Annotated in this window: 18 protein-coding genes; 7 read left to right on the top strand and 11 right to left on the bottom strand. The window is 61.0% G+C overall.

Annotation, left to right across the window (positions count from 1 at the left end):
• Nucleotides 1-23: 23 nt before the first annotated feature.
• Nucleotides 24-311 carry a NadS family protein gene (gene nadS / locus HU743_RS01485; protein ID WP_186646369.1) on the bottom strand — a complete coding sequence of 96 codons (288 nt, stop codon included), beginning with the start codon at nucleotides 309-311 and terminating at the stop codon, nucleotides 24-26.
• 2 nt (nucleotides 312-313) lie between these two features.
• The gene (locus HU743_RS01480) at nucleotides 314-628 is read right to left on the bottom strand and encodes a type II toxin-antitoxin system RelE/ParE family toxin (protein WP_186646367.1); all 315 of its coding nucleotides are present in this window, start codon (nucleotides 626-628) and stop codon (nucleotides 314-316) included.
• Nucleotides 629-1050: 422 nt separating this feature from the next.
• Between HU743_RS01480 and HU743_RS01475 the strand changes: the two genes are divergently transcribed.
• The 3 genes from HU743_RS01475 (at nucleotide 1051) to HU743_RS01465 (ending at nucleotide 4897) form a co-directional block, all read left to right on the top strand.
• Nucleotides 1051-2985 carry an ATP-dependent DNA helicase RecQ gene (locus HU743_RS01475; protein ID WP_186646362.1) on the top strand — a complete coding sequence of 645 codons (1935 nt, stop codon included), beginning with the start codon at nucleotides 1051-1053 and terminating at the stop codon, nucleotides 2983-2985.
• A 123-nt stretch (nucleotides 2986-3108) separates the two neighbouring features.
• Nucleotides 3109-4335 carry a 3-hydroxyacyl-CoA dehydrogenase gene (locus HU743_RS01470; RefSeq protein ID WP_186646361.1) on the top strand — a complete coding sequence of 409 codons (1227 nt, stop codon included), beginning with the start codon at nucleotides 3109-3111 and terminating at the stop codon, nucleotides 4333-4335.
• Nucleotides 4336-4465: 130 nt separating this feature from the next.
• Entirely contained in the window at nucleotides 4466-4897 is a 432-nt protein-coding gene (locus tag HU743_RS01465; protein WP_186646360.1) for a thioesterase family protein, read from the top strand.
• Between the two features lie 51 nt (nucleotides 4898-4948).
• Here HU743_RS01465 and HU743_RS01460 read toward each other — a convergent pair whose 3' ends face one another.
• From HU743_RS01460 to HU743_RS01445, 4 genes are all read right to left on the bottom strand, one after another.
• Entirely contained in the window at nucleotides 4949-5434 is a 486-nt protein-coding gene (locus HU743_RS01460; RefSeq protein WP_186548533.1) for a glycine zipper domain-containing protein, read from the bottom strand.
• A gap of 293 nt (nucleotides 5435-5727) precedes the next feature.
• On the bottom strand, nucleotides 5728-8076 hold the full coding sequence (locus HU743_RS01455; protein WP_186646359.1) for an FdhF/YdeP family oxidoreductase: 2349 nt from the start codon (nucleotides 8074-8076) through the stop codon (nucleotides 5728-5730).
• Nucleotides 8073-8909: a formate dehydrogenase accessory sulfurtransferase FdhD gene (gene fdhD, locus HU743_RS01450; RefSeq protein ID WP_186646351.1), complete on the bottom strand. Its 837-nt coding sequence runs from the start codon at nucleotides 8907-8909 to the stop codon at nucleotides 8073-8075. Before fdhD ends, HU743_RS01455 begins: the two co-directional genes overlap by 4 nt.
• A 92-nt stretch (nucleotides 8910-9001) precedes the next feature.
• Nucleotides 9002-9889 carry a LysR family transcriptional regulator gene (locus HU743_RS01445; RefSeq protein ID WP_186548527.1) on the bottom strand — a complete coding sequence of 296 codons (888 nt, stop codon included), beginning with the start codon at nucleotides 9887-9889 and terminating at the stop codon, nucleotides 9002-9004.
• A 137-nt stretch (nucleotides 9890-10026) separates the two neighbouring features.
• Here HU743_RS01445 and lysM point away from each other — a divergent pair, with 137 nt between their 5' ends.
• On the top strand, nucleotides 10027-10467 hold the full coding sequence (gene lysM / locus HU743_RS01440) for a peptidoglycan-binding protein LysM (protein ID WP_101156843.1): 441 nt from the start codon (nucleotides 10027-10029) through the stop codon (nucleotides 10465-10467).
• A 150-nt stretch (nucleotides 10468-10617) separates the two neighbouring features.
• Here lysM and yrfG read toward each other — a convergent pair whose 3' ends face one another.
• Nucleotides 10618-11280, bottom strand: a complete 663-nt coding sequence (gene yrfG, locus HU743_RS01435) for a GMP/IMP nucleotidase (protein ID WP_186619411.1) — start codon at nucleotides 11278-11280, stop codon at nucleotides 10618-10620.
• 88 nt (nucleotides 11281-11368) lie between these two features.
• On the opposite strand from yrfG, the gene nudE reads away from it, so the two are divergent.
• The gene (gene nudE / locus HU743_RS01430) at nucleotides 11369-11938 is read left to right on the top strand and encodes an ADP compounds hydrolase NudE (RefSeq protein WP_186548521.1); all 570 of its coding nucleotides are present in this window, start codon (nucleotides 11369-11371) and stop codon (nucleotides 11936-11938) included.
• Nucleotides 11939-11945: 7 nt separating this feature from the next.
• The gene (cysQ, locus tag HU743_RS01425; RefSeq protein ID WP_186646438.1) at nucleotides 11946-12773 is read left to right on the top strand and encodes a 3'(2'),5'-bisphosphate nucleotidase CysQ; all 828 of its coding nucleotides are present in this window, start codon (nucleotides 11946-11948) and stop codon (nucleotides 12771-12773) included.
• Between the two features lie 41 nt (nucleotides 12774-12814).
• Here the strand turns inward: cysQ and HU743_RS01420 are convergent, their stop codons facing one another.
• The 4 genes from HU743_RS01420 to rfbC are packed head-to-tail and all read right to left on the bottom strand — an operon-like array spanning nucleotide 12815 to nucleotide 17045.
• Complete coding sequence (locus HU743_RS01420; protein WP_186646349.1) at nucleotides 12815-13270, bottom strand: YiiD C-terminal domain-containing protein; 456 nt, start codon at nucleotides 13268-13270, stop codon at nucleotides 12815-12817.
• A complete protein-coding gene (locus tag HU743_RS01415; RefSeq protein ID WP_186619414.1) occupies nucleotides 13267-14652 on the bottom strand; it encodes a sigma-54 dependent transcriptional regulator in 1386 nt (461 codons plus the stop codon). Before HU743_RS01415 ends, HU743_RS01420 begins: the two co-directional genes overlap by 4 nt.
• The gene (locus HU743_RS01410) at nucleotides 14649-16457 is read right to left on the bottom strand and encodes an ATP-binding protein (RefSeq protein ID WP_186646347.1); all 1809 of its coding nucleotides are present in this window, start codon (nucleotides 16455-16457) and stop codon (nucleotides 14649-14651) included. The genes HU743_RS01415 and HU743_RS01410 overlap by 4 nt, the downstream gene beginning before the upstream one ends.
• A 42-nt stretch (nucleotides 16458-16499) precedes the next feature.
• Nucleotides 16500-17045 (bottom strand): dTDP-4-dehydrorhamnose 3,5-epimerase, encoded by a 546-nt coding sequence (gene rfbC / locus HU743_RS01405; RefSeq protein WP_186632061.1) that lies wholly within the window; start codon nucleotides 17043-17045, stop codon nucleotides 16500-16502.
• A 162-nt stretch (nucleotides 17046-17207) separates the two neighbouring features.
• Between rfbC and HU743_RS01400 the strand changes: the two genes are divergently transcribed.
• Nucleotides 17208-20120: an aminotransferase gene (locus tag HU743_RS01400; protein WP_186646345.1), complete on the top strand. Its 2913-nt coding sequence runs from the start codon at nucleotides 17208-17210 to the stop codon at nucleotides 20118-20120.
• Nucleotides 20121-20409 lie beyond the last annotated feature (289 nt).

The raw sequence follows: 20409 nt of genomic DNA, 5'->3' as shown, positions 1-20409 counted from the left end.
CTGTCGACGTTTGTCTGTAGTGTTCAGTCAGCCAGTGCACTCAGTACGTGTACAGGGTCGTTATGAATAGCCTTGAGCAGCGCTTTAGCCGGCCCCGTTGGCTGCCGGCGACCTTGCTCCCAATTACGCAATGTTCCCAACTGGACATCGATCAAAGCAGCGAATTTCGCTTGGGTCATGCCCGTGGCTTTACGGATCTCTTTGATTTTTAATGCATCCACATGGAATTCGCGGGAAGGTTTCCTCTCGCCCCGCAGGATTTCATCCATTTCCTGCACGCTTTCCATCAGCTCATCAAAAAACCTGCTCATGGTTATCTCCAGTTTCCGATCATTGCCTTCAACACTTTTCGTTCGTCATGTGTAAGGTCGTGTTGCTCATTTTTTGGATAAATCATCAAGAGAGCGATTTGTGACGCAGAGATGAAATGGTAGTAGATCACCCGTGCGCCACCTCGCTTGCCGTGGCCTTTGGAGGCGACTCGTGCTTTGCGTATCCCTCCGGACCCTTCGATTACGTCGCCGATAGACGGGTTTACAACCAACTGTTTCTGGAAGGCGGCATAAGTATCGTCGTCCAGAAGCTCTAGGACTCGGCGGGTGAAGACTGAGGTCTCAATAAAAATCATCGTCAATGTACGTCAGTGACTTACTTTCAGGCAATGCCGAGTTCAATTTCAGGCCCTGGACGGCGCATCCGTCGCTACGACTGTGGCAAGTTCCGGCAGGCCATCAGGAACCGGCATGCACCCGCCCAGCAGCAGGGACGCAATGAGGAGAGTGAGGGGCAACTTCAGTGTGTTCGACATGACCATTCCTTGGTGTGATTGCACGCGCATCGGCCTTTATGTCGCGGTACGGGTGCTTGAGCGGAAACGTTAACGCGAGACTGGAAAACACCGCGATAAACAAAACCTGGCGTGTGTTTCAGGCCATGACCGGGTGTCTGGGCTGTATCATCCCGTATCGATTTGCCCCGCAACCTTTTCTCGACTCGCTGTGATCGCCCGCTAGGCTGTTGGCATGACAGCGGTCAAAGGAGTGACAGCGAATGCACAACACCTTGGAACAGGTTTTTGGTTATCCACAGTTTCGGCCCGGCCAGGAAACGGCCATCACTGCAGTACTGGCCGGGCGTTCGGCGGCGGCGATTTTCCCCACCGGTTCCGGTAAGTCTCTTTGCTACCAGCTGCCCGCGCTTTTACTGCCACATCTGACGCTGGTGGTCTCGCCGCTGCTGGCCTTGATGCAGGATCAACTGGCCTTCCTCAAGCGCCACGGCATTTCGGCGGGCAGTATTGATTCGGCACAGAGCCGTGAGGATGCCAACGAGGTCATGGCCCGTGCGCGTTCTGGCGAGTTGAAGATTCTGATGATTTCCGTGGAGCGCCTGAAAAACGAGCGCTTCCGTAACTTTTTGCAGCAGGTGCCGATTTCGCTATTGGTGGTGGACGAGGCGCACTGCATCTCGGAGTGGGGTCATAACTTCCGTCCCGACTACCTCAAACTGCCGGACTACCAGCGCCAGTTCAACATTGCGCAGGCCTTGCTGCTCACCGCCACGGCCACGCCGAAAGTCATCGCCGACATGCAGAGCAAATTCGCCATCGCCCCTGAGGACGTGGTGACCACCGGTTTCTATCGGCCCAATCTGAATCTGCTGGTGGAGCCGGTACGTGGCCAGGACAAGCGCCGGCGGCTGGTCGAGTGGATGGCCGAGCGCCCGGGGCAACCGAGCATTGTCTACGTCACGTTGCAGAAAACCGCCGAACACATCGCCGAGCACCTGGAACGTAACGGCATCCAGGCCGAGGCTTATCACGCCGGTCTGCCCCACGATCGACGAGAAGGCATTCAGCAACGCTTCATGGCCGGACGGTCGAACTGCATCGTCGCCACCATTGCCTTCGGTATGGGCATCGATAAGAGCGACATCCGCAACGTCGTGCATTTCGATTTGCCCAAGTCCATCGAAAACTACAGTCAGGAGATCGGCCGCGCCGGGCGTGACGGGCAGCCTTCGGATTGCCTGGTGCTGGCCAACCGCGACAGCCTCAATGTGCTGGAAAACTTCGTTTACGGCGATACGCCCGAGCGCGACGGCATTCGTTATGTTCTCGACGAACTGAAAGCCTCGGTGCCGGAAGGACAATGGGAGTTTCTGCTCGGGCCACTGGCGGATCAAAGCAACATCCGCGTGTTACCGCTGAAGACCTTGCTTGTGCAACTGGAGTTGCGCGGTCTGATCGCCCCACGTTACGCCTACTACGCCGAGTACCGCTTCAAATATTTGCTGGAACCTGAAGCACTGCTCCAGCGCTTCGAAGGCGAGCGCAGGGATTTCGTCGCGGCGATCATCCAGACGTCACCGCGCGCGCGAACCTGGGCCACGGTGAACTTCGAGGCCATGTATTCGCAATATTCCGCCGAGCGCAATCGCGTGGTGACGGCGCTCGATTACTTTCAGGAAAAGGGCTGGGTCGAGCTTGAAAGCAAGCAAATGACCGAGGTTTACAGCCTGCTGCACAGCGACTTTGACAGCGATGCCCTGAGCGCTGAGCTGCACGAGTATTTCTCGCGGCACGAACAGACCGAAGTGGCGCGGATTCACGCCATGCTTGAGGTGTTCGCCACTGAACGCTGCCTGGGTTATCGCCTGGCCGAGTATTTCGGTGATCACCATGCCCCTGAGCGTTGTGGCCATTGTTCGGTGTGTCATGGCCAGGTCGCACGATTGCCGGAGCCGCCAGCGTTGCCAGCGCTTGTGGATAAAAACTTTGCGGCGTTGTGTGGGGACTTTATCCACAAGCATGAACAGCACACGGGCAGCGTTCCAACGGCGGAACGCCTGACGCGGTTCCTGTGCGGTATCAGCGTACCGTTGTTCACCAAGCTCAAGGCGCGGGCGATCCCGGGGTATGCAGCGCTGGAGGAATATCCCTACGCGCAAGTGCGTCATTGGGCTGACGACCATTTGCTCGATTAACGAGGGGTTTGTGAGCGCTGCATCCATCCGCTGAATGTCGCTCATCACGCTAATAAACTTCAAAAACCGCGACGGGCTGACTATGGTTGGGATCTGTCTTCGGATCGCCAACAAGAGAACAACATGAGCCAGACATCCTTCGATATTCAGCAGGCTGCCGTGATCGGCGCGGGCACCATGGGCCGGGGCATTGTCATGTGCCTGGCCAATGCCGGCGTGGCTGTGCAGTGGGTCGACAACAATCCACAGATGCTCGAGCAAGCGCTCGACAGCGTGGCCGAGACTTACGCCCACAACGTGCGGCAGGGGCGGATCGATCAGGCCGAGGCCGATGCGCGTATGGCTCGGGTCAGTGCAGCGGCGGATTACTCAGCAATCCGCAACGTCGACCTGGTGGTCGAAGCGGTGTATGAAAACCTTGAGCTCAAGCAAAAGATCTTTCGTGAACTGGATGGCCTGCTCAAGCCAGCAGCGCTGCTGGCAAGCAACACCTCGGCGCTGGACATCGATGCTATCGCGGCGGCTACGCGGCGCCCGACACAGGTGTTGGGTCTGCATTTCTTCAGCCCGGCGCACATCATGAAACTGCTGGAGATCGTGCGCGGTGCGCAAACTTCACCGGCAGCGCTGGAAGCTGCCTTGGCGTTAGGCAAACGCATGGGCAAAGTCAGTGTCGTGTCGGGCAACTGCCACGGTTTTATCGGCAACCGCATGCTGCATCCGTATGTTCTGGAGGCACGCAAGATGCTGCTTGAAGGCGCTTATCCACATCAGGTTGACGCGGCGCTGCAGGGTTTCGGTTTTGCCATGGGCCCGTTTCGGATGTACGACGTGGTGGGCATCGATCTGGAATGGCGCGCTCGCGAGCTGGCCGGCAAAGGGCAGCAGGCGCCGGAAGTACAGGTCGATAACCGCTTGTGCGAAATGGGCCGTTTTGGTCAGAAATCCGGCAATGGCTACTACCACTATGAGCCGGGCAGCCGGCAGGCCGAGCATGATCCTGAGGTGGATGCGCTGGTATTACGCGTCAGCGAGGAACTGGGTTTCCAGCGGCGCGAGATCGGGCCTGACGAGATTCTGGAGCGCTGCCTGCTGGCCCTGGTCAACGAAGGCGCGAAGATTCTCCAGGAAGGCATTGCCGGGTCGGCCCATGACATCGATCTGGTGTATCTGAACGGCTATGGGTTTCCCGCCGACAAGGGCGGGCCGATGGCCTGGGCGGACCGGCAAGGGCTGGCCGCTATCCATCAGCGCTTGCTGGCGCTGGAGACGCGGCAGGGCGATCAGTGGCAGCCGGCGCGGTTGATCGGCGATTTGGCAGCGCAGGGGAAAGGGTTTGCTGAGCGTTGACACTGCTCGTCCATGCTGACGTCTTCGCGAGCAGGTTGGCCTATTCCATTGTGGGAGCGCGCCTGCTCGCGAAAGCCATATCCGGGTTATGAATTAGACTCGCAGAAATACTCTTGGGAATTGCCGATCAATGTCCAACCCCACGCCTCAACGCACCGACTACCCACACTTCCAGCCCATCACCACACGCTGGCACGACAACGACGCTTACGGCCATGTGAACAACGTCACCTATTACAGTTTCTTCGACACGGCGGTAAACATCTACCTGATCCAGGTCGGCGGTCTGGATATTCATGACGGTGAGGTGGTGGGATTCGTGGTCAGCTCGGCCTGCGATTACTTCGCTTCGATCGCTTTCCCGGATCTTATCGAGGTCGGTTTGCGGGTAGGCAAGCTGGGCAACAGCTCGGTGCAGTACGAACTGGCGGTTTTCAAGGTGGGCGAAAGCGAAGCGTGCGCGGCGGGGCGGTTCGTGCATGTGTTTGTGGATCGTGCGAGTAATCAGCCTGTGCCGATTCCTGCCGGGTTGCGCGGGGCGTTGGAACGACTGGTTATCTAGCCGAAAAAAAATCGCAGCCCTGGGGCTGCGATTTCTATTCAAGCCTTCGCCTTAATCGTGGCGATAGTGCTTGTGGTGCTTGCGATGGCCGTAAGCGTGGCCGCGACCTGGATGGCCACGGTCGCGGTAGTAGCGACGATCGTCATAGCGGCGATCGTAGTGACGATCATCGTCGTCGCTCTTGTTGCCCATGTAGTTACCCAGCGCGCCACCCGCGCCGCCGCCTGCGGCGGAGCCGATCAGGCTGCCGGTGGTGCCGCCCAGGCTGCGGCCAACCACGTTACCGCCCGCTGCACCCAGTGCACCGCCGATGGCGGCTTCGCCACGGCTGCGTTTGTCTGCGCCGACTGCGCTACCACCCGCGCCGCCCAGGGCTGCACCGATAGTGGAACCTGTGTTGCCGCCTAACGACTGACCGACGACCGAGCCAAGAACCCCGCCCAATGCGCCGCCCACACCTGCTTCGGTGGTGCCTCCGGCAGAAGCTAAGCCACTGACCAGGCCAAGGGACAACAAGAGAATCGAGGAGAACTTCATAGAGGATGAGCCTCAAAGGGATGACGGCGCCGATCCTGAGGCTCTGCAAGGGGCGTGACAATCAAAATCCGACGAATAACACGACTTGTATACAATATTGCAAGTTACTGTTTTTTCACCGGAACTTAACCGGTTTTCGCCGGTCTTTAGCTACTTCGGACAGGCCGTTTTTATGCAAAAACGGCCTTTTTTGTGGGCGGTCGAAAAGCAGAAGCGAAAAGATCGCAGCCTTCGGCAGCTCCTACAGGAATCGGTGTAGGAGCTGCCGAAGGCTGCGATCTTTTGATATTGGGCTAAGCGGATTTAGCCATGATCAACCCGGTCTCACTCGCCGCTTCCAGCCGGATCGCGATGAACTTCGAAGTCGGCGTGTGGCTGCCATCGCCCGTGCTTTCCAGCGGCACCAGCGGATTGACTTCCGGATAGTACGCCGCCGCCTGTCCTGCGGGAATATCGAACGCCAACAATGTAAAACCTTTCACCCGGCGCTCACGTCCATCGTCCCACAGCGACACGATGTCGGCCTTCTGCCCTGGCCGGAAGCCCAAGCGAATGATGTCGGCCTCGTTGACAAACAACACGTCACGCTGGCCCTTCACTCCGCGATAACGGTCGTCGAGACCATAAATCGTGGTGTTGTATTGGTCGTGTGAACGCATCGATTGCAGGATCAGATCCGGCAATTGCCCGGTGGCGCGGGTGCGCTCGTGGACCAAGTCTTTCGGCAACTGATTGGCGCGGAAGTTGGCGCGGCCCGAGGGCGTGTTCCACTTGCGTGCGCCGGCCGTGTTGCCCAGATAGAAGCCGCCCGGGTTTTTGATCTTTTCGTTGAAGTCTTTGAAGTTCGGGATGGTGTCGGCGATCAGTTCGCGAATGCGCCCGTAGTCGGCCACCAGCCAGTTCCAGTCCACCGGCTTGCTGCCCAGTGTCGCGGCGGCGATGCCGGCGATGATCGACGGCTCCGAGCGCATCTGGTTCGACAGCGGCTGCAACTGGCCATTGGAGGCGTGCACCATGCTGAACGAATCTTCGACGGTGACCGCTTGCGGGCCTTCGCTCTGGATATCGATGTCAGTACGACCGAGGCACGGCAGGATCAGCGCATCTTTACCGTGAGCCAGGTGACTGCGGTTGAGTTTGGTGCTGATTTGCACGGTCAGGTCGCAATTGCTCAGTGCTGCAAAGGTGCGCGGACTGTCCGGGGTGGCCTGGGCAAAGTTGCCGCCCAGACCGATGAAGACTTTGGCGCGACCCTCGGCCATCGCATGGATCGCCTCGACCACGTTGTGACCGTTGTGGCGCGGCACCTTGAATTGAAAGCGCCGCTCCAGCGAATCGAGGAATGCCACCGGCGGACGCTCGTTGATGCCCATGGTGCGGTCGCCCTGCACGTTGCTGTGGCCGCGCACCGGGCACAGACCGGCACCCGGCTTGCCGATGTTGCCGCGCAGCAACATCAGGTTGGCGATTTCTTGAATGGTCGGCACCGAGTGGCGATGCTGGGTGATACCCATCGCCCAGCACATGATCACGTTCTTGCCTTTGGCGTACATGCGCGCGGCTTGCTCGATTTCGACCAGCGTCAGACCGGACTGCTCAACGATCTGCTCCCACGGTGTGTCATCGACCACCCCGAGGTACTCCAGCACGTTGGTACTGTGGGCATTGAGGAAATCGTGATCGAACACCGCCGGCTCGCCGGCCTTCTGCGCCTCGCGTTCCCATTGCAGGAGGAACTTGGCCATGCCGCGCAGTACCGCCATGTCGCCGCCGAGGGCCGGGCGGAAATACGCAGTGTTGGTCGGCTTGTCACCGTTGGTGAGCATTTCGATCGGGTGCTGCGGATGCTGGAAGCGCTCCAGGCCGCGCTCTTTCAGCGGATTGACGCACACCACCTGAGCGCCACGCTTGACCGCTTCACGCAGAGGTTCAAGCATCCGCGGATGGTTGGTACCGGGGTTCTGGCCCCAGACGAAAATCGCATCGGCGTGTTCGAAATCATCGAAGGTCACCGTGCCTTTGCCGACCCCGACGCTCTGCGCCAACGCCACGCCGCTGGCCTCGTGGCACATGTTCGAGCAATCCGGGAAGTTGTTGGTGCCGAAGGCGCGCACAAATAACTGGTAGAGATAAGCCGCTTCGTTGCTGGCGCGCCCCGAGGTGTAAAACTCGGCTTGGTCCGGACTCGACAGGCTCTGCAAATGCCTGCCGATCATGGCAAAGGCATCGTCCCAACTGATCGGTTTATAGCGATCGGTCTCAGCGTCGTAAACCATCGGCTCGGTCAGACGGCCCTGGTATTCAAGCCAGTAATCGCTCTGCTCCAGCAGCGACGTGACACTGTGCTTGGCAAAGAATTTAGCATCCACACGGCGCTTGGTCGCTTCCCAGTTAACCGCTTTGGCGCCGTTCTCACAGAACTTGACCATGCCGCTTTCCGGCGAATCGCCCCAGGCGCAACCCGGGCAGTCGAAACCGCCGTTCTGGTTGGTCTTGAGCATCATGCGCAAGTTCTTCAGGGCATTGTCGCTGGTCAACCAGGCCTGGGTCACACTGATCAGGGCGCCCCAGCCGCCGGCGGCGCCTTTGTACGGCTTGTAACGCGGGACAGGTTTCTGGTCGGCTTGATGATGTTGGCTCACGCTTGATTCTCCATCGCGGGGCTGTACACCCGCGGCGCACTTTTCTGCGGCAGGTGGATGAGATTGAGGTTGTGGCGCCGGGCCCATTGCACGGCAAGGCCAGTGGGTGCGGACAGGCTGACCAACGTCTGGATGCCGGCACGCAACACTTTCTGAATCAGTTCGAGGCTGCAACGGCTGGTGACGATCGCCAGCCCGCCTGTTGTGCAAATCGTCTGGCGGATCAGCCCGCCGATCAGCTTGTCGAGGGCGTTATGCCGACCGATGTCTTCGCGGCCCAGCAGCAGTTCTCCGCTGGCGTTCATGAACACCGCCGCGTGTACCGCGCCGCAATGCTGGCCGAGCGGCTGGAAGGCGCCGATGCGTTGGCGCAGGCCATCCAGCCATTCGATCGGCGGCAACGCCGCGCCAGGCAACACCTTGAGATCAGGGAGGGCCTGCTCGACGGCTTCTACACCGCACAGACCGCAACCGCTGGTGCCGGCCAACTGGCGACGCTGTTGCTTGAGATTCCAGAACGCGCGGTTGGCGATGGTCACTTGGGCGTATTGCGCCGAGCCGGCAGCGGTCAGTTGCAGGTCGTAGATATCGCTGGCGTGTTCAATGATGCCGCTGCCAAGACTGAAGCCGACGATGAAATCTTCAAGGTCGGTCGGCGTCACCAGCATTACGGCCTGGCTGATGCCGTTGTAGGCAATCGCCAACGCGACTTCCTCGGCGAGCGCAGTGCTGGCCGATTCCTCGCGAGGCAAATCGCTGTAACTGTACGTCTGGCTGGCGGTCGCGGGCGTTTCGAGTGCAGGCGCCGCGCAGGCTGGGCGCTTGGCGTTCATGGCATCACCGACGGTTTGATCAACGTTAAGACTAGGCGCGGCAAGATGTCGCGTCTAATCGCTATTACCGATCTACCGATAGATGCCGTCGATCAAGCGTCTTCGGGCAATTTCTGGTATAGCGCGAAACAGGCTTCCGCCAGCGCCGAACGCGGCGCGCCGCGGCGCATGATCAGGCCCAGCGGGGCGAGGGTGCGGGCGTTTTCGATCGGGTGCAGACGCAGGTGATCGGCCAGGGTTTCCGCACCGCCATCCAGCGGCATGATCGCGCAGCAAAAACCGCCGTGTACCGCTTGCAGCAATTGATGGACGGCGTCGGTTTGCAGCAGCGGTTGCGGCGTCAGACCACGGCTGTGGAAGTTGTGGTCGATGGACTGGCGAAAGTGCATGCCGCTGGTGAGCATACACAGCGGCAATTCAATCAGCGCCTCCCAGCTCAGCGGCGCCTCGCCAAACGTGAAGGAGCGCTCATCGTAGAGCAAACCCATGCGCGTCTCATTGAACGCCAGCGACTCGAACCGCTCATTGTCCAGACGCTCCAGATACGACACACCGATATCGATGCGGTTGTTCGCCAGATGTTCAAGCACCTGCTCGGAGCTCAGTGACGACAGCTCGAAGCGCAGCTCCGGGTGCGCGGCGTGCAAACGCTGCATCAGCGGCAACGGATCGAAACTCGACAGCGGCACCACGCCCAGACGCAGCGTACCGATAAGATTGCCGCGACACGCCGCCGCTTCGGCCTGCAAGCCGTCGTACGCCGCCAGCACCGTGCGCGCCCAGGCCAATACGCGCTCGCCCGGTGCGGTAAAACCTTCGAAGCGCTGGCCACGGTTGACCAACGGCAGGTCCAGCTCCTCTTCGAGGCTGCGCAGGCGCATCGACAGGGTCGGCTGGGTGATGTGACAACGCGCGGCGGCCTGGCCGAAATGGCGGGTTTCGTCGAGGGCGATGAGGAATTTCAGCTGCTTGATGTCCATCTTCGCTCCGGGCGGTTGGCGGGGTGCGACGATTCTACCGCCTGCGGCGCGGCAGCGTCATTGGTCGGACTGGAACCGGGATTGTCTGGGGTGGTCTAGGCTTGGACGTCTGGAACCCAAATCAAGGAGTGTGCGCTATGAGTCTTTTGAGCTTTGTGAAAGAAGCCGGTGAGAAGCTGATCGATCTGCTGACCCCAGGCAATGCCAACGCTAGCGAGCAATTGAAGGAACATATCAGCAAGGTCGGGCTCGGCAATCCCAACGTGCAGGCGACCGTGGATGGCGACAAGGTAACGGTGACAGGTGAGGTCGCGAGCCAGGAGGAGAAGGAAAAGATTCTGCTCGCGGTCGGCAATATTGCTGGCGTAGGCAGTGTGGACGATCAGATCACCGTGACCGGACCGGTGGTGGTGGCAGCCGAATTTGTCGAGGTCAAAGCAGGTGACACACTCAGCGCAATTTCACTGCGCGTCTACGGTAACGCCAACCAGTACGAGAAGATTTTCGAAGCCAACAAACCGATGCTCAAGGATGTGAACAAGATCTACCCGGGGCAAAAGCTGCGTATTCCGAAGTAGTTCGCAACCCTGTGGCGAGGGAGCTTGCTCCCGCTGGGCTGCGCAGTAGCCCCAGACCGGCAAACGCGGATTGTCTGACATCGCGTTTTTCGGGTTTCGGGAGTCCTTCGGCCTCCAGCGGGAGCAAGCTCCCTCGCCACAGTTCGGCGTTTATAAACCGGCAATCAGATCGCGATAATCCTCCACCGCAGCAAATTCCGCCGTGTCCTTCGGCCCCTTGCGGCTGTCCGGCTCTTTCACCGCGAGCAAATGCGCCACGCCAAAATCCCTCGCGCTGCGCAGGATTGGCAAGGTGTCGTCGATAAACAGGCTGCGCGCCGGATCAAAACCGATGTCCGCCTGCAGGGCATCCCAGAACTGCGGATTTTCTTTCGGATAACCATAATCATGCGAGCTGATCAGCCGTTCGAAGTACGGCGCCAGTTCGATTCTTTCCAGCTTGAGCGACAGCGAATCGCGGTGCGCATTGGTGATCATGATCACCCTTTTGCCGGCACGCTTGATCGCGTCGAGAAAGGTGTCGGCATCCGGGCGCAGGGCAATCAAGTGCGCGGTCTCCTGTTTCAGCTCGCGCACCGACAGCTTCAGTTCCGCACTCCAGAAATCCAGGCAATACCACTGCAACTGGCCGGCGTGGCGCTCGAACAGCGGCTGCAACTCCATCTCGGCCATGGCCCGGCTGACGCCGTGCAGTTCGGCATAGCGCTGGGGCAGATGTTCCAGCCAGAAGTGGTTGTCGAAGTGCAGATCCAGCAACGTACCGTCCATGTCCAGCAGAACAGTATCGATGTCGGACCACGGTAATGAAGGCATGGCAACGTCTCGAACAGTAGAAAGATATCCGACGCAAACAATCGGGAAAGCCGCGTTATAGTAGCGCGTTCACGCCAAGGAGCTTTGCATGCGCCAGAAACCCACCGTACTTGCCCGCGAGATTGTCGCCACCAGCCGCCTGTTTTGTGTCGAAGAGCTGAAGTTGCGTTTTTCCAATGGCGTGGAGCGCACTTACGAGCGCCTGGTCGGCAAAAGTGCAGGTTATGGCGCGGTGATGATTGTGGCGATGCTCGACGCCGAACATGCGGTGTTGATCGAGGAATATTGTGGCGGCACGGACGAATACGAGCTGTCGCTGCCCAAGGGCCTGATCGAGCCGGGCGAAGACGTGCTGGCGGCGGCTGAGCGCGAACTCAAGGAAGAGGCCGGTTTTGGCGCGCGGCAATTGGAGCATCTGACCGAGCTGTCGCTGTCGCCCGGTTACATGAGCCAGAAGATCCAGGTGGTGCTGGCGACCGATCTCTACGAAGAGCGGCTGGAGGGCGACGAGCCGGAGCCGATGCGGGTCGACAAGGTCAATCTGCGCGAATTGTCGGCGCTGGCGCTCAACCCGCAGTTTTCCGAAGGGCGCGCGCTGGCGGCGCTTTATTTGACCCGCGATCTGCTGAGCCAGCGCGGGGTGTTCAATTATGAGTGAGACGTCGATGAATTTCCCCCATCCCCTGATGGCACCCGTGGTGCAACTGGCCCTGCAGGCCGGCGAGGCGATTTTGCCGTTCTGGCGCGCCGGTGTTGAAGTGACGGCCAAGTCCGATGATTCGCCGGTGACGGCTGCCGACATGGCTGCGCATCACATCATCGTCGCCGGCCTGACAGCGCTGGATCCGAGTATTGCGGTGTTATCCGAAGAAGACGCCAATATCCCGCAAAGCGTCCGCGCCGGATGGCAGCGCTGGTGGCTGGTCGATCCGCTGGACGGCACCAAGGAATTCATCAGCGGCAGCGAAGAATTCACCGTCAACATCGCGCTGATCGAAAATGGCCGGGTGGTGTTTGGCGTGGTGACGATGCCGACCAGCGGTCGTTTTTACGTTGGCGGTGCCGGACTCGGTGCCTGGCGTGGCGACAAGGGCGCCACGCCGGTCGCGATCCAGGTGCGCGATGTCCCGGGGCCGGGAGAAGCGTTCACAGTGGTCGCCAGCCGCCGGCATTCCAGTCCCGAGCAAGAGCGTCTGCTGGCGGGGTTGAGCGCAAGTCTCGGTGAGCTGCAACTGGCGAATATCGGCAGCTCGTTGAAGTTTTGTCTGCTCGCCGAAGGTGCAGCCGATTGCTATCCGCGACTGGCGCCGACCTCGCAGTGGGACACGGCGGCGGCGCAGGGCGTGCTGGAAGGGGCGGGTGGCGAGGTGCTGGATCTGAACGGTGAAGCGTTTTGTTATCCGGCACGGGAATCGCTGTTGAACGAGTTTTTTCTGGCATTGCCGGCGAAGGCTGCATGGCGTGCGCGGTTGTTGGAGCTGGCTCGCTCCTGAGATCAAAAGATCGTCCGAACGCGGCCGGACGATCCTTTGCTTCAACGGTGCAAAACGTACTGCCCGGTAAACTTCACCGCATCGTCTGCAGTTCCCGCATTCACAATCCGCGTATCGAGCGCCAACCGCGCCCGGCCATAACGCCGATACATCGCCAGAAACCTTTTCCACACCACAGCATCCGGCGCCGGACAAATCGCCACGGCGTCCCCCGTCACCGGTAGCGGATAACGGATCTGCCCTTCTTGAATCACGATGTGTCCGTCTTCAATCCCTTCTTCTTTCAAGCGCAGATGCAGCCAGCCCCAACCCGCCAGCACCGCGCCGCAGTACAGGCTGCCGCCAAACATGGTGCTCTTGTGATTGACGTTGGGCGCAAGCGGCAGGTGCAGGCTTAATTGCTGCTCACGCCATTCAAGCACCTCAAGACCCATCTCGGCGGTCAGCGGAATGTCGTGATGCAGCACCGTTTGCAGATATTCCCTTTCGCTGCTCATTCGTTGTCTTCCCCGTGGCTGCTGTCGCCAAAATTCAGGCCGTGCTTGCGCAGCTTGTCGTGTAAGGTTTTGCGTGGAATACCCAGCGCTTCAGCGAGGCTGCGCACTGAGCTGTGCGAGCGTGCGAGTTCGGCGGCAATCAACGACTTCTCGAAATTTTCCACCTGCTCGCTGAGGCCGCCGTGGATGACCGTGGCGGGTGTGCCGCCAGGGCCTTCGGCAGCGCCGTTGTCCAGTGCCAGCTCCAGGCCGAGGGCAAAGCGCTCCGCGGCGTTCTGCAATTCGCGGACGTTGCCCGGCCAGGTATGGCGCAGCAGCAACGCGCGTTGTGCCGGTTGCAGTTCGTGGGGCGGCAAGCCGTGGCGGGCGCTGGCTTCATCGGCGTAATGCTGGAACAGCATCAGCGCGTCTTCGCCACGCTCGCGCAGCGGCGGAATGCGCAGCGGCGCGACGTTGAGGCGGTAATACAAGTCAGCGCGGAAACGGCCTTGATCGGCGGCCTGACGCAGGTCTTCCTTGGTGGCGGCGATGACCCGGATGTCCAGCGGGATCAACTGGTTGCCGCCCAGACGTTCAACTACGCGCTCCTGCAACATGCGCAGCAGCTTGACCTGCACGTCCATGCTCATGCTTTCGATTTCATCGAGAAACAGCGTGCCGCCATTGGCGAATTCGAATTTGCCGATCCGGCGCTTCTGCGCGCCGGTGAATGCGCCGGGCTCGTGACCGAACAGTTCGCTTTCCACCACCGACTCGGCCAGTGCGCCGGCGTTGATCGCCACGAACGGGCCGTTGCGGCGGCTCGATAAGTCGTGCAGTGCGCGGGCGACGACCTCTTTGCCGGCGCCGGTTTCGCCGAGGATAAGCACGTCAGCCTTGGTCGCTGCCAGCGCGCCGATCTGCTCGCGCAGGCGCAGCATCGGCGTCGAGTGGCCGACCAGCCGCGCACTCAGTTCGTTGCGATCGCTGAGGGCCAGGCGCAGGCTGCGGTTGTCCAGCACCAAGCGGCGCAGCGACAGGGCGCGGCGCACGCTGTCGAGCAGGGCATCGCTGGCAAACGGTTTTTCCAGAAAGTCGTAAGCGCCGGCGCGCATCGCCTGCACCGCCAATGGCACATCGCCGTGACCGGTGATCAGCAGCACCGGCAACTCAGGATCCTGTGCGTGCAATTCACTGAGCAGTTCGAGGCCGTCCATGCCCGGCATGCGAATGTCGCTGACCACAACGCCCGGCCAGTCACGCTCCAGTTGCCCGGCCAGGCCCTTGGCTTCGGACAGCGGCAGGATTTTCAGACCGGCCAGATCCAGTGTCTGGCCGAGGGCCTGGCGCAGATGCGGATCGTCGTCGATCAGCACCACCTGAATGCGATTATCGATGGTCATGCACTTCGGTCCTCGGACGGTTGCAGACTGACCCCGGGTGCGCCGGCGCGCAGGCGCAGGGTGATCAGGGCGCCGCCTTGTTTGTGGTTGGCGAACGACAGTTCACCGCCAAAGGCGCGCATCAGGGTTTCACAGATGGCCAGGCCCAGACCCAGGCCCTGGGTGCGCGTCTTGGTGGTGTAAAAGGGCTCGCTGGCGCGCCCCAGGGCTTCCATGCAGAACCCCGGGCCGTTATCGCGAATGTACAGATTGACGCCGTCGGCGGTGGCTTCGGCACTCAGCCAGAGTTTGCGCGGCGGGCCTTTTTCGGTCAGTGCGTCGAGGGCGTTGGCCAGCAGATTGCCGAGTACCTGGCGCAGACGCGTCTCGCCGGCTTCGACCCAGAGCGTGGCGGCCGGCAGATCGCGGATCAGTTCGACTTCCATGCTGCGCCGACGTTTGGCCAGCAACGCCAGCGCATCGTCCAGCGCCGGTTGCAGGGCGACGCTTTCCGGGGCGTGGCGATCACGGCGGGCGAAAGCGCGCAGGTGGGCAATGATCGAGGCCATGCGCCCGGTCAGTTCGCTGATCAGTTTAAGGTTGCCGCGGGCGTCTTCGGTGCGCTGATGATCAAGCAACACTTCGGCGTTTTCCGCGTAGCTGCGAATCGCCGCCAGCGGCTGATTGAGTTCGTGGCTGATGCTCGCGGACATGGTGCCCAGCGCCGACAGTTTGCCGGCCTGAACCAGATCGTCCTGAGCGCGCACCAGTTCCTGCTGCGCCTGTTCGCGCTCCAGCACTTCCTGTTTCAACCGGCGGTTGAGGCCTTCGAGATCGCTGGTGCGTTCCGCGACCCGGCCTTCCAGTTCGCGGCGGGCCTTGGCTTCAAAGGCGATGCGCTCCAGATAATGGCGGCGACGCTGCATCATCAACCCAACCAGCAGCATCACCACCAGCAGGGTGGCGCCGCCGACCGCGACAACGGTGCGCACCGGCCGGTCGATCAGCGTGCGGGGGGCGAGAATGCTGACGCTCCAGCCGGTTTCGGCGATGTCGTGGGTCTGCGTCAGCCAGGCGTCGGGACTCAGGTTGAGCGGCCGTGGTTCGCGGGTCGGGTAGGGCTGGATTGCGGTGATCGCCGCACGCTCGGCATCGCTCAGCATGCGGGTTGCGCGAAAGCGCCATTCCGGGCGCGAGGTCAGGATGACCACACCGTTGTGGTCGGTGACCAGTAGTTGTTCCGGGGTTTTGCCCCACAGGCTTTCGGTGTGGTCGAGGTCGACCTTGATGACCAGTACGCCGATGATCGTTTCGCCCTTGCGCACAGCCGCGGCGAAGAAGTAGCCGCGTTTGGCCGAGGTGGTGCCGAGCCCGAAAAAGCGCCCCAGGCGCCCGGCCATGGCTTCGCTGAAATACGGTCGGAAGGAGAAGTTGCGGCCGACGAAGCTGTCGCGTTTGTCCCAGTTTGACGCTGCCAGGGTCTTGCCTGAAGTGTCCATCAGGTACATGACTTCGGCGCCGGTCTGCGCCGCGATGTTGTTCAACAGACGATTGGCGTTGCCTTGGGTAACGCCGTCATCAGGCGCTCCGAGTACCGCGCGCAGGGCCGGCAGGTCACCGAGTATCTGCGGCAACACTTCGTAGCGGTGCAGGGTGCCCAGCAGGTTGGCGACGTAGAGGTCGAGAGTCTGGCGGTTCTGGCTGGCCAGTTCGCTGCGGTAATAGCGCTCGGCGAGATGTTCCAGTGGCCACAGCAGTGGCGCCAGGCACAGGGCCAGCAGCGCGAGGCTGCGCCAGCGGGGTCTGCGGGGGAGAGTGGGTTTCATAAGCCGGTTGCGCCTGAGGTGACAGGCGCATTATGCCCGGCCTCAAGCGAAGACGTCAGCGTCCTTGAGCAGCGCGGCAGCCGCATCCTTGGCCGACAGCTTCGGCGCTTCGTCCAGTTGCCAGTCGATGCCCAGCGCTGGGTCATCCCAGCGAATGCTGCGCTCGGAAGACGGGTCGTAGTAGTTGGTGGTCTTGTAGAGGAATTCTGCGAACTCGCTCAGGACCACGAAACCATGGGCGAAGCCTTCCGGTACCCACAACTGACGGTGATTCTCGGCCGAAAGACGCACCGCCACCGACTTGCCGAAATGCGGCGAGCTGCGGCGGATGTCCACGGCCACGTCAAGCACTTCACCGACGGTCACGCGGACCAGTTTGCCCTGGGTGTTTTGCAGTTGGTAATGCAGGCCACGCAACACGCCTTTTTGCGAACGAGAGTGGTTGTCCTGAACGAATTGGGTGTCCAGACCGGTCGCTTCCTGGAACGCCCTGGCGTTGAAGCTCTCGTAGAAAAAGCCGCGCTCGTCGCCGAAAACCTTGGGTTCGATGATCAGAACACCGGGCAAGTCGGTGGTGATTACATTCATGAGGATTTCCATTGATAGGGTGTGAATGGGCGACATTCTTGCGCAAAGTGCTGCGGGGTGCGAGCGTCGGGTGGAAATACCCGGTCTGCACGCGCCTGGGGGTTGCGTAACGACCGAGGCAATGGCGATATAAGCGCCTAATAAAATTTCAGGGGTCGTTTCATGCCGCTCGCCACGTTGATTCATCGCGCCAGTTTGCCCGCTCCTCAGGTTTCAGAGGCCCAGGCGCTGCAATGGCTGCGCGAACATTACGGTCTCAGCGGCACGTTGCAGGCACTGGGCAGCCAGCAGGACCTGAACTATCGCCTCGACAGTGCACGCGGGCGCTTCGTGCTGAAAATCTGTCGTGGCGATTACGCCCTGGTGGAACTGCAAGCCCAGCATGCCGGCCTCAAGTACCTCGCCGAGCATTCTTCGATCAGGGTGCCCGGCGTGATTACGGCCAATAACGGCGAAGATCTGTTGTCACTGCAAGCCGATGGCGCAGCGGTGCACGTGCGGCTGCTGGAGTACATTGATGGCCAGCCGCTGACCGATTTCAATCATCTGGGCCGTGAGGTGGTAGCCGGTTTTGGCCGGCTCTGCGGCGAGATGGACCTGGCATTGGCAGGCTTTGATCACCCGGGTCTTGAGCGCACCTTGCAATGGGACGCGCGTCACGCCAATGCGTTGATCCAGCATCTGTTGCCAGTGGTCACGGACGCGTCGCAACGCGCATCGATCAGCGCTGCCGCCGAGCAGTCCGAGTGCCGTTTGCAGCCGCTGCTGGACAAACTGCCGGTGCAGGCAATTCACATGGATATCACTGACGACAATGTCGTCTGGCAGCGGGATGCCCAGCATCATTGGCAGTTGCAGGGAGTGATTGATTTTGGCGATCTGGTGCGCACCTGGCGCATCACGGATTTGTCGGTGACTTGCGCCGCTTTGCTGCATCACGCCGATGGCGATCCGTTTGTGATCCTGCCGGCAGTCAAGGCCTATCACGCGGCCAACCCGTTGCAGTACGAAGAGCTGCAAGCCTTGTGGCCATTGATCGTGGCGCGGGCAGCGGTGCTGGTGCTCAGTGGCGAGCAGCAGGTCAGTATCGATCCTGGTAACACTTACAGTCGTGACAATCTCAGCCACGAATGGGAGATTTTCCGCGTGGCCACTTCCGTGCCGTTGGCGCTGATGGAAGCGGCGATTGTCGACGCCGTCGGTTGCGCCTTGCCCGCCATAGACAGCGATGGGTTTGCGCCGCTGCTGCCGAGCCTGGTCGGACGTGAATTCGCTTTGATCGACCTGGGCGTACTCAGTCCGCATTTCGAAGCTGGCAACTGGGAGCAGGCGGGCATCGATCAGCGCCTGTTGGCTGAAGCGGCCGCTGCCCATGGCCTGGCTGCCAGCCGTTACGGCCAATACCGGTTGTCGCGTACCCGTGCCGACAGCGCTGAGGAGCCGGACACCTTCGCGCTGCATGTCGAATTGCACGTGCCCCATGGCACCGCTGTGGCAGCGCCGTTTGCCGGAGTGCTGCAGTCAGCAGGTGACGACGCGCTGCAACTCAACGGTGCGCAACTGAGCGTCCGTCTGTGGGGCGTCACGACCCATCTGCCCAGCGGCACGGCGCTGGACAAAGGGCAGGCGCTGGGTGAAATCAGCGGGCCGTTGCGCGTGCAATTGTGCCGGGGCGAGCACCTCGATGCGCCGTTGTTCTGCACACCCTCGCGTGCGCCGGCGTGGCGGGCTTTGTGTCCATCGCCGGCAGCGCTGCTGGGACTGGCCTGCGATGCCGAACCGGAGTTGGACGGAAAAACCCTGCTGGAGCGTCGCGCGGCCAGTTTCGCCCGCACGCAAAAGCACTATTACGCTGACCCGCCGCGCATCGAACGCGGCTGGCGCAATCACCTGATCGATATGCAGGGCCGTTCGTACCTCGACATGCTTAACAACGTCGCGGTGCTCGGTCACGGGCATCCGCGCATGGCCGCGGTCGCGGCGCGTCAGTGGTCGCTGCTCAATACCAACTCGCGCTTCAACTACGCTGCGGTTGCGGAGTTCTCCGAGCGCCTGCTCAAACTGGCGCCGGCGGGCATGGATCGGGTGTTCCTCGTCAACAGCGGCAGCGAGGCCAACGATCTGGCGATTCGCCTGGCGTGGGCCTACAGCGGCGGTCGCGACATCATCAGCGTGCTGGAGGCCTATCACGGCTGGACGGTTGGCGCCGATGCGGTGTCGACATCGATCGCCGACAACCCGAAAGCGCTGGAAAGCCGCCCGGACTGGGTACATCCGGTGACCGCGCCGAATACCTATCGCGGCGAATTCCGTGGCCCGGACTCGGCGCCGGATTACGTGCGCAGCGTCGAGCATCATCTGCACAAACTCGCTGAACACAAGCGCCAACTGGCCGGATTCATCTGCGAACCGGTGTATGGCAACGCGGGCGGTATCTCGCTGCCGCCGGGCTATCTGCAACAGGTCTACGCGTTAGTACGTGCGCAGGGCGGCGTGTGCATCGCCGATGAGGTGCAGGTCGGTTACGGGCGCATGGGCAGGTTTTTCTGGGGCTTCGAAGATCAGGGCGTGGTGCCGGACATCATCACCATGGCCAAAGGCATGGGCAACGGCCAGCCGCTGGGTGCGGTGATCACCCGCCGGGAAATCGCCGAGGCGCTGGAAGCCGAGGGTTATTTCTTCTCGTCGGCCGGGGGCAGCCCGGTGAGCTGTCAGATCGGCATGGCGGTGCTGGATGTCATGGAGGAAGAAAAACTCTGGGAAAACGCGCAGGCGGTGGGCGATCACTTCAAGGCGCGACTCGAGGCCTTGATCGATAAACATCCGCTGGTGGGCGCGGTGCATGGCTCCGGGTTCTACCTCGGGCTTGAATTGGTCCGCAACCGCGAGACGCTGGAGCCGGCGACTGCAGAGACTGCATTGCTGTGTGACCGCCTGCGCGAGCTGGGGATTTTCATGCAGCCGACCGGCGACGACCTGAATATTCTCAAAATCAAACCGCCGATGGTGACGTCGCGCCAGAGTGTGGACTTCTTTGTCGATATGCTGGATCGGGTCCTTACTGAGGGTCTCTAAGCACCGCACTCCCCCGTGTGGGAGCGAGCCTGCTCGCGAAAGCTGTATGCCAGTCGCCACATTCACTGACTGACACACCGCTTTCGCGAGCAAGCCCGCCCCCACATTTATTTTGCGATGAGTTATCGATTTTTATCGTCTTAATTTAATTATTTTCAGACGGAGCGCTCTCGTGGTGCTTCTAAGTCCGATATTTATCGGCTATAAAGTCGCCATTGCTCCGGCATGGCGGTTTCATTCCGGTGCGCGCGTTTCCTTTTCGGTCGACTTTCCGACTGTCAAAGCACTT

The sequence above is a fragment of the Pseudomonas sp. SWRI99 genome (genome assembly GCF_014270125.1).
Classification (GTDB): domain Bacteria; phylum Pseudomonadota; class Gammaproteobacteria; order Pseudomonadales; family Pseudomonadaceae; genus Aquipseudomonas; species Aquipseudomonas hamedanensis.
Note: the sequence above shows the minus strand (reverse complement) of the source record. Positions and strands in the feature narration are given on the sequence as shown.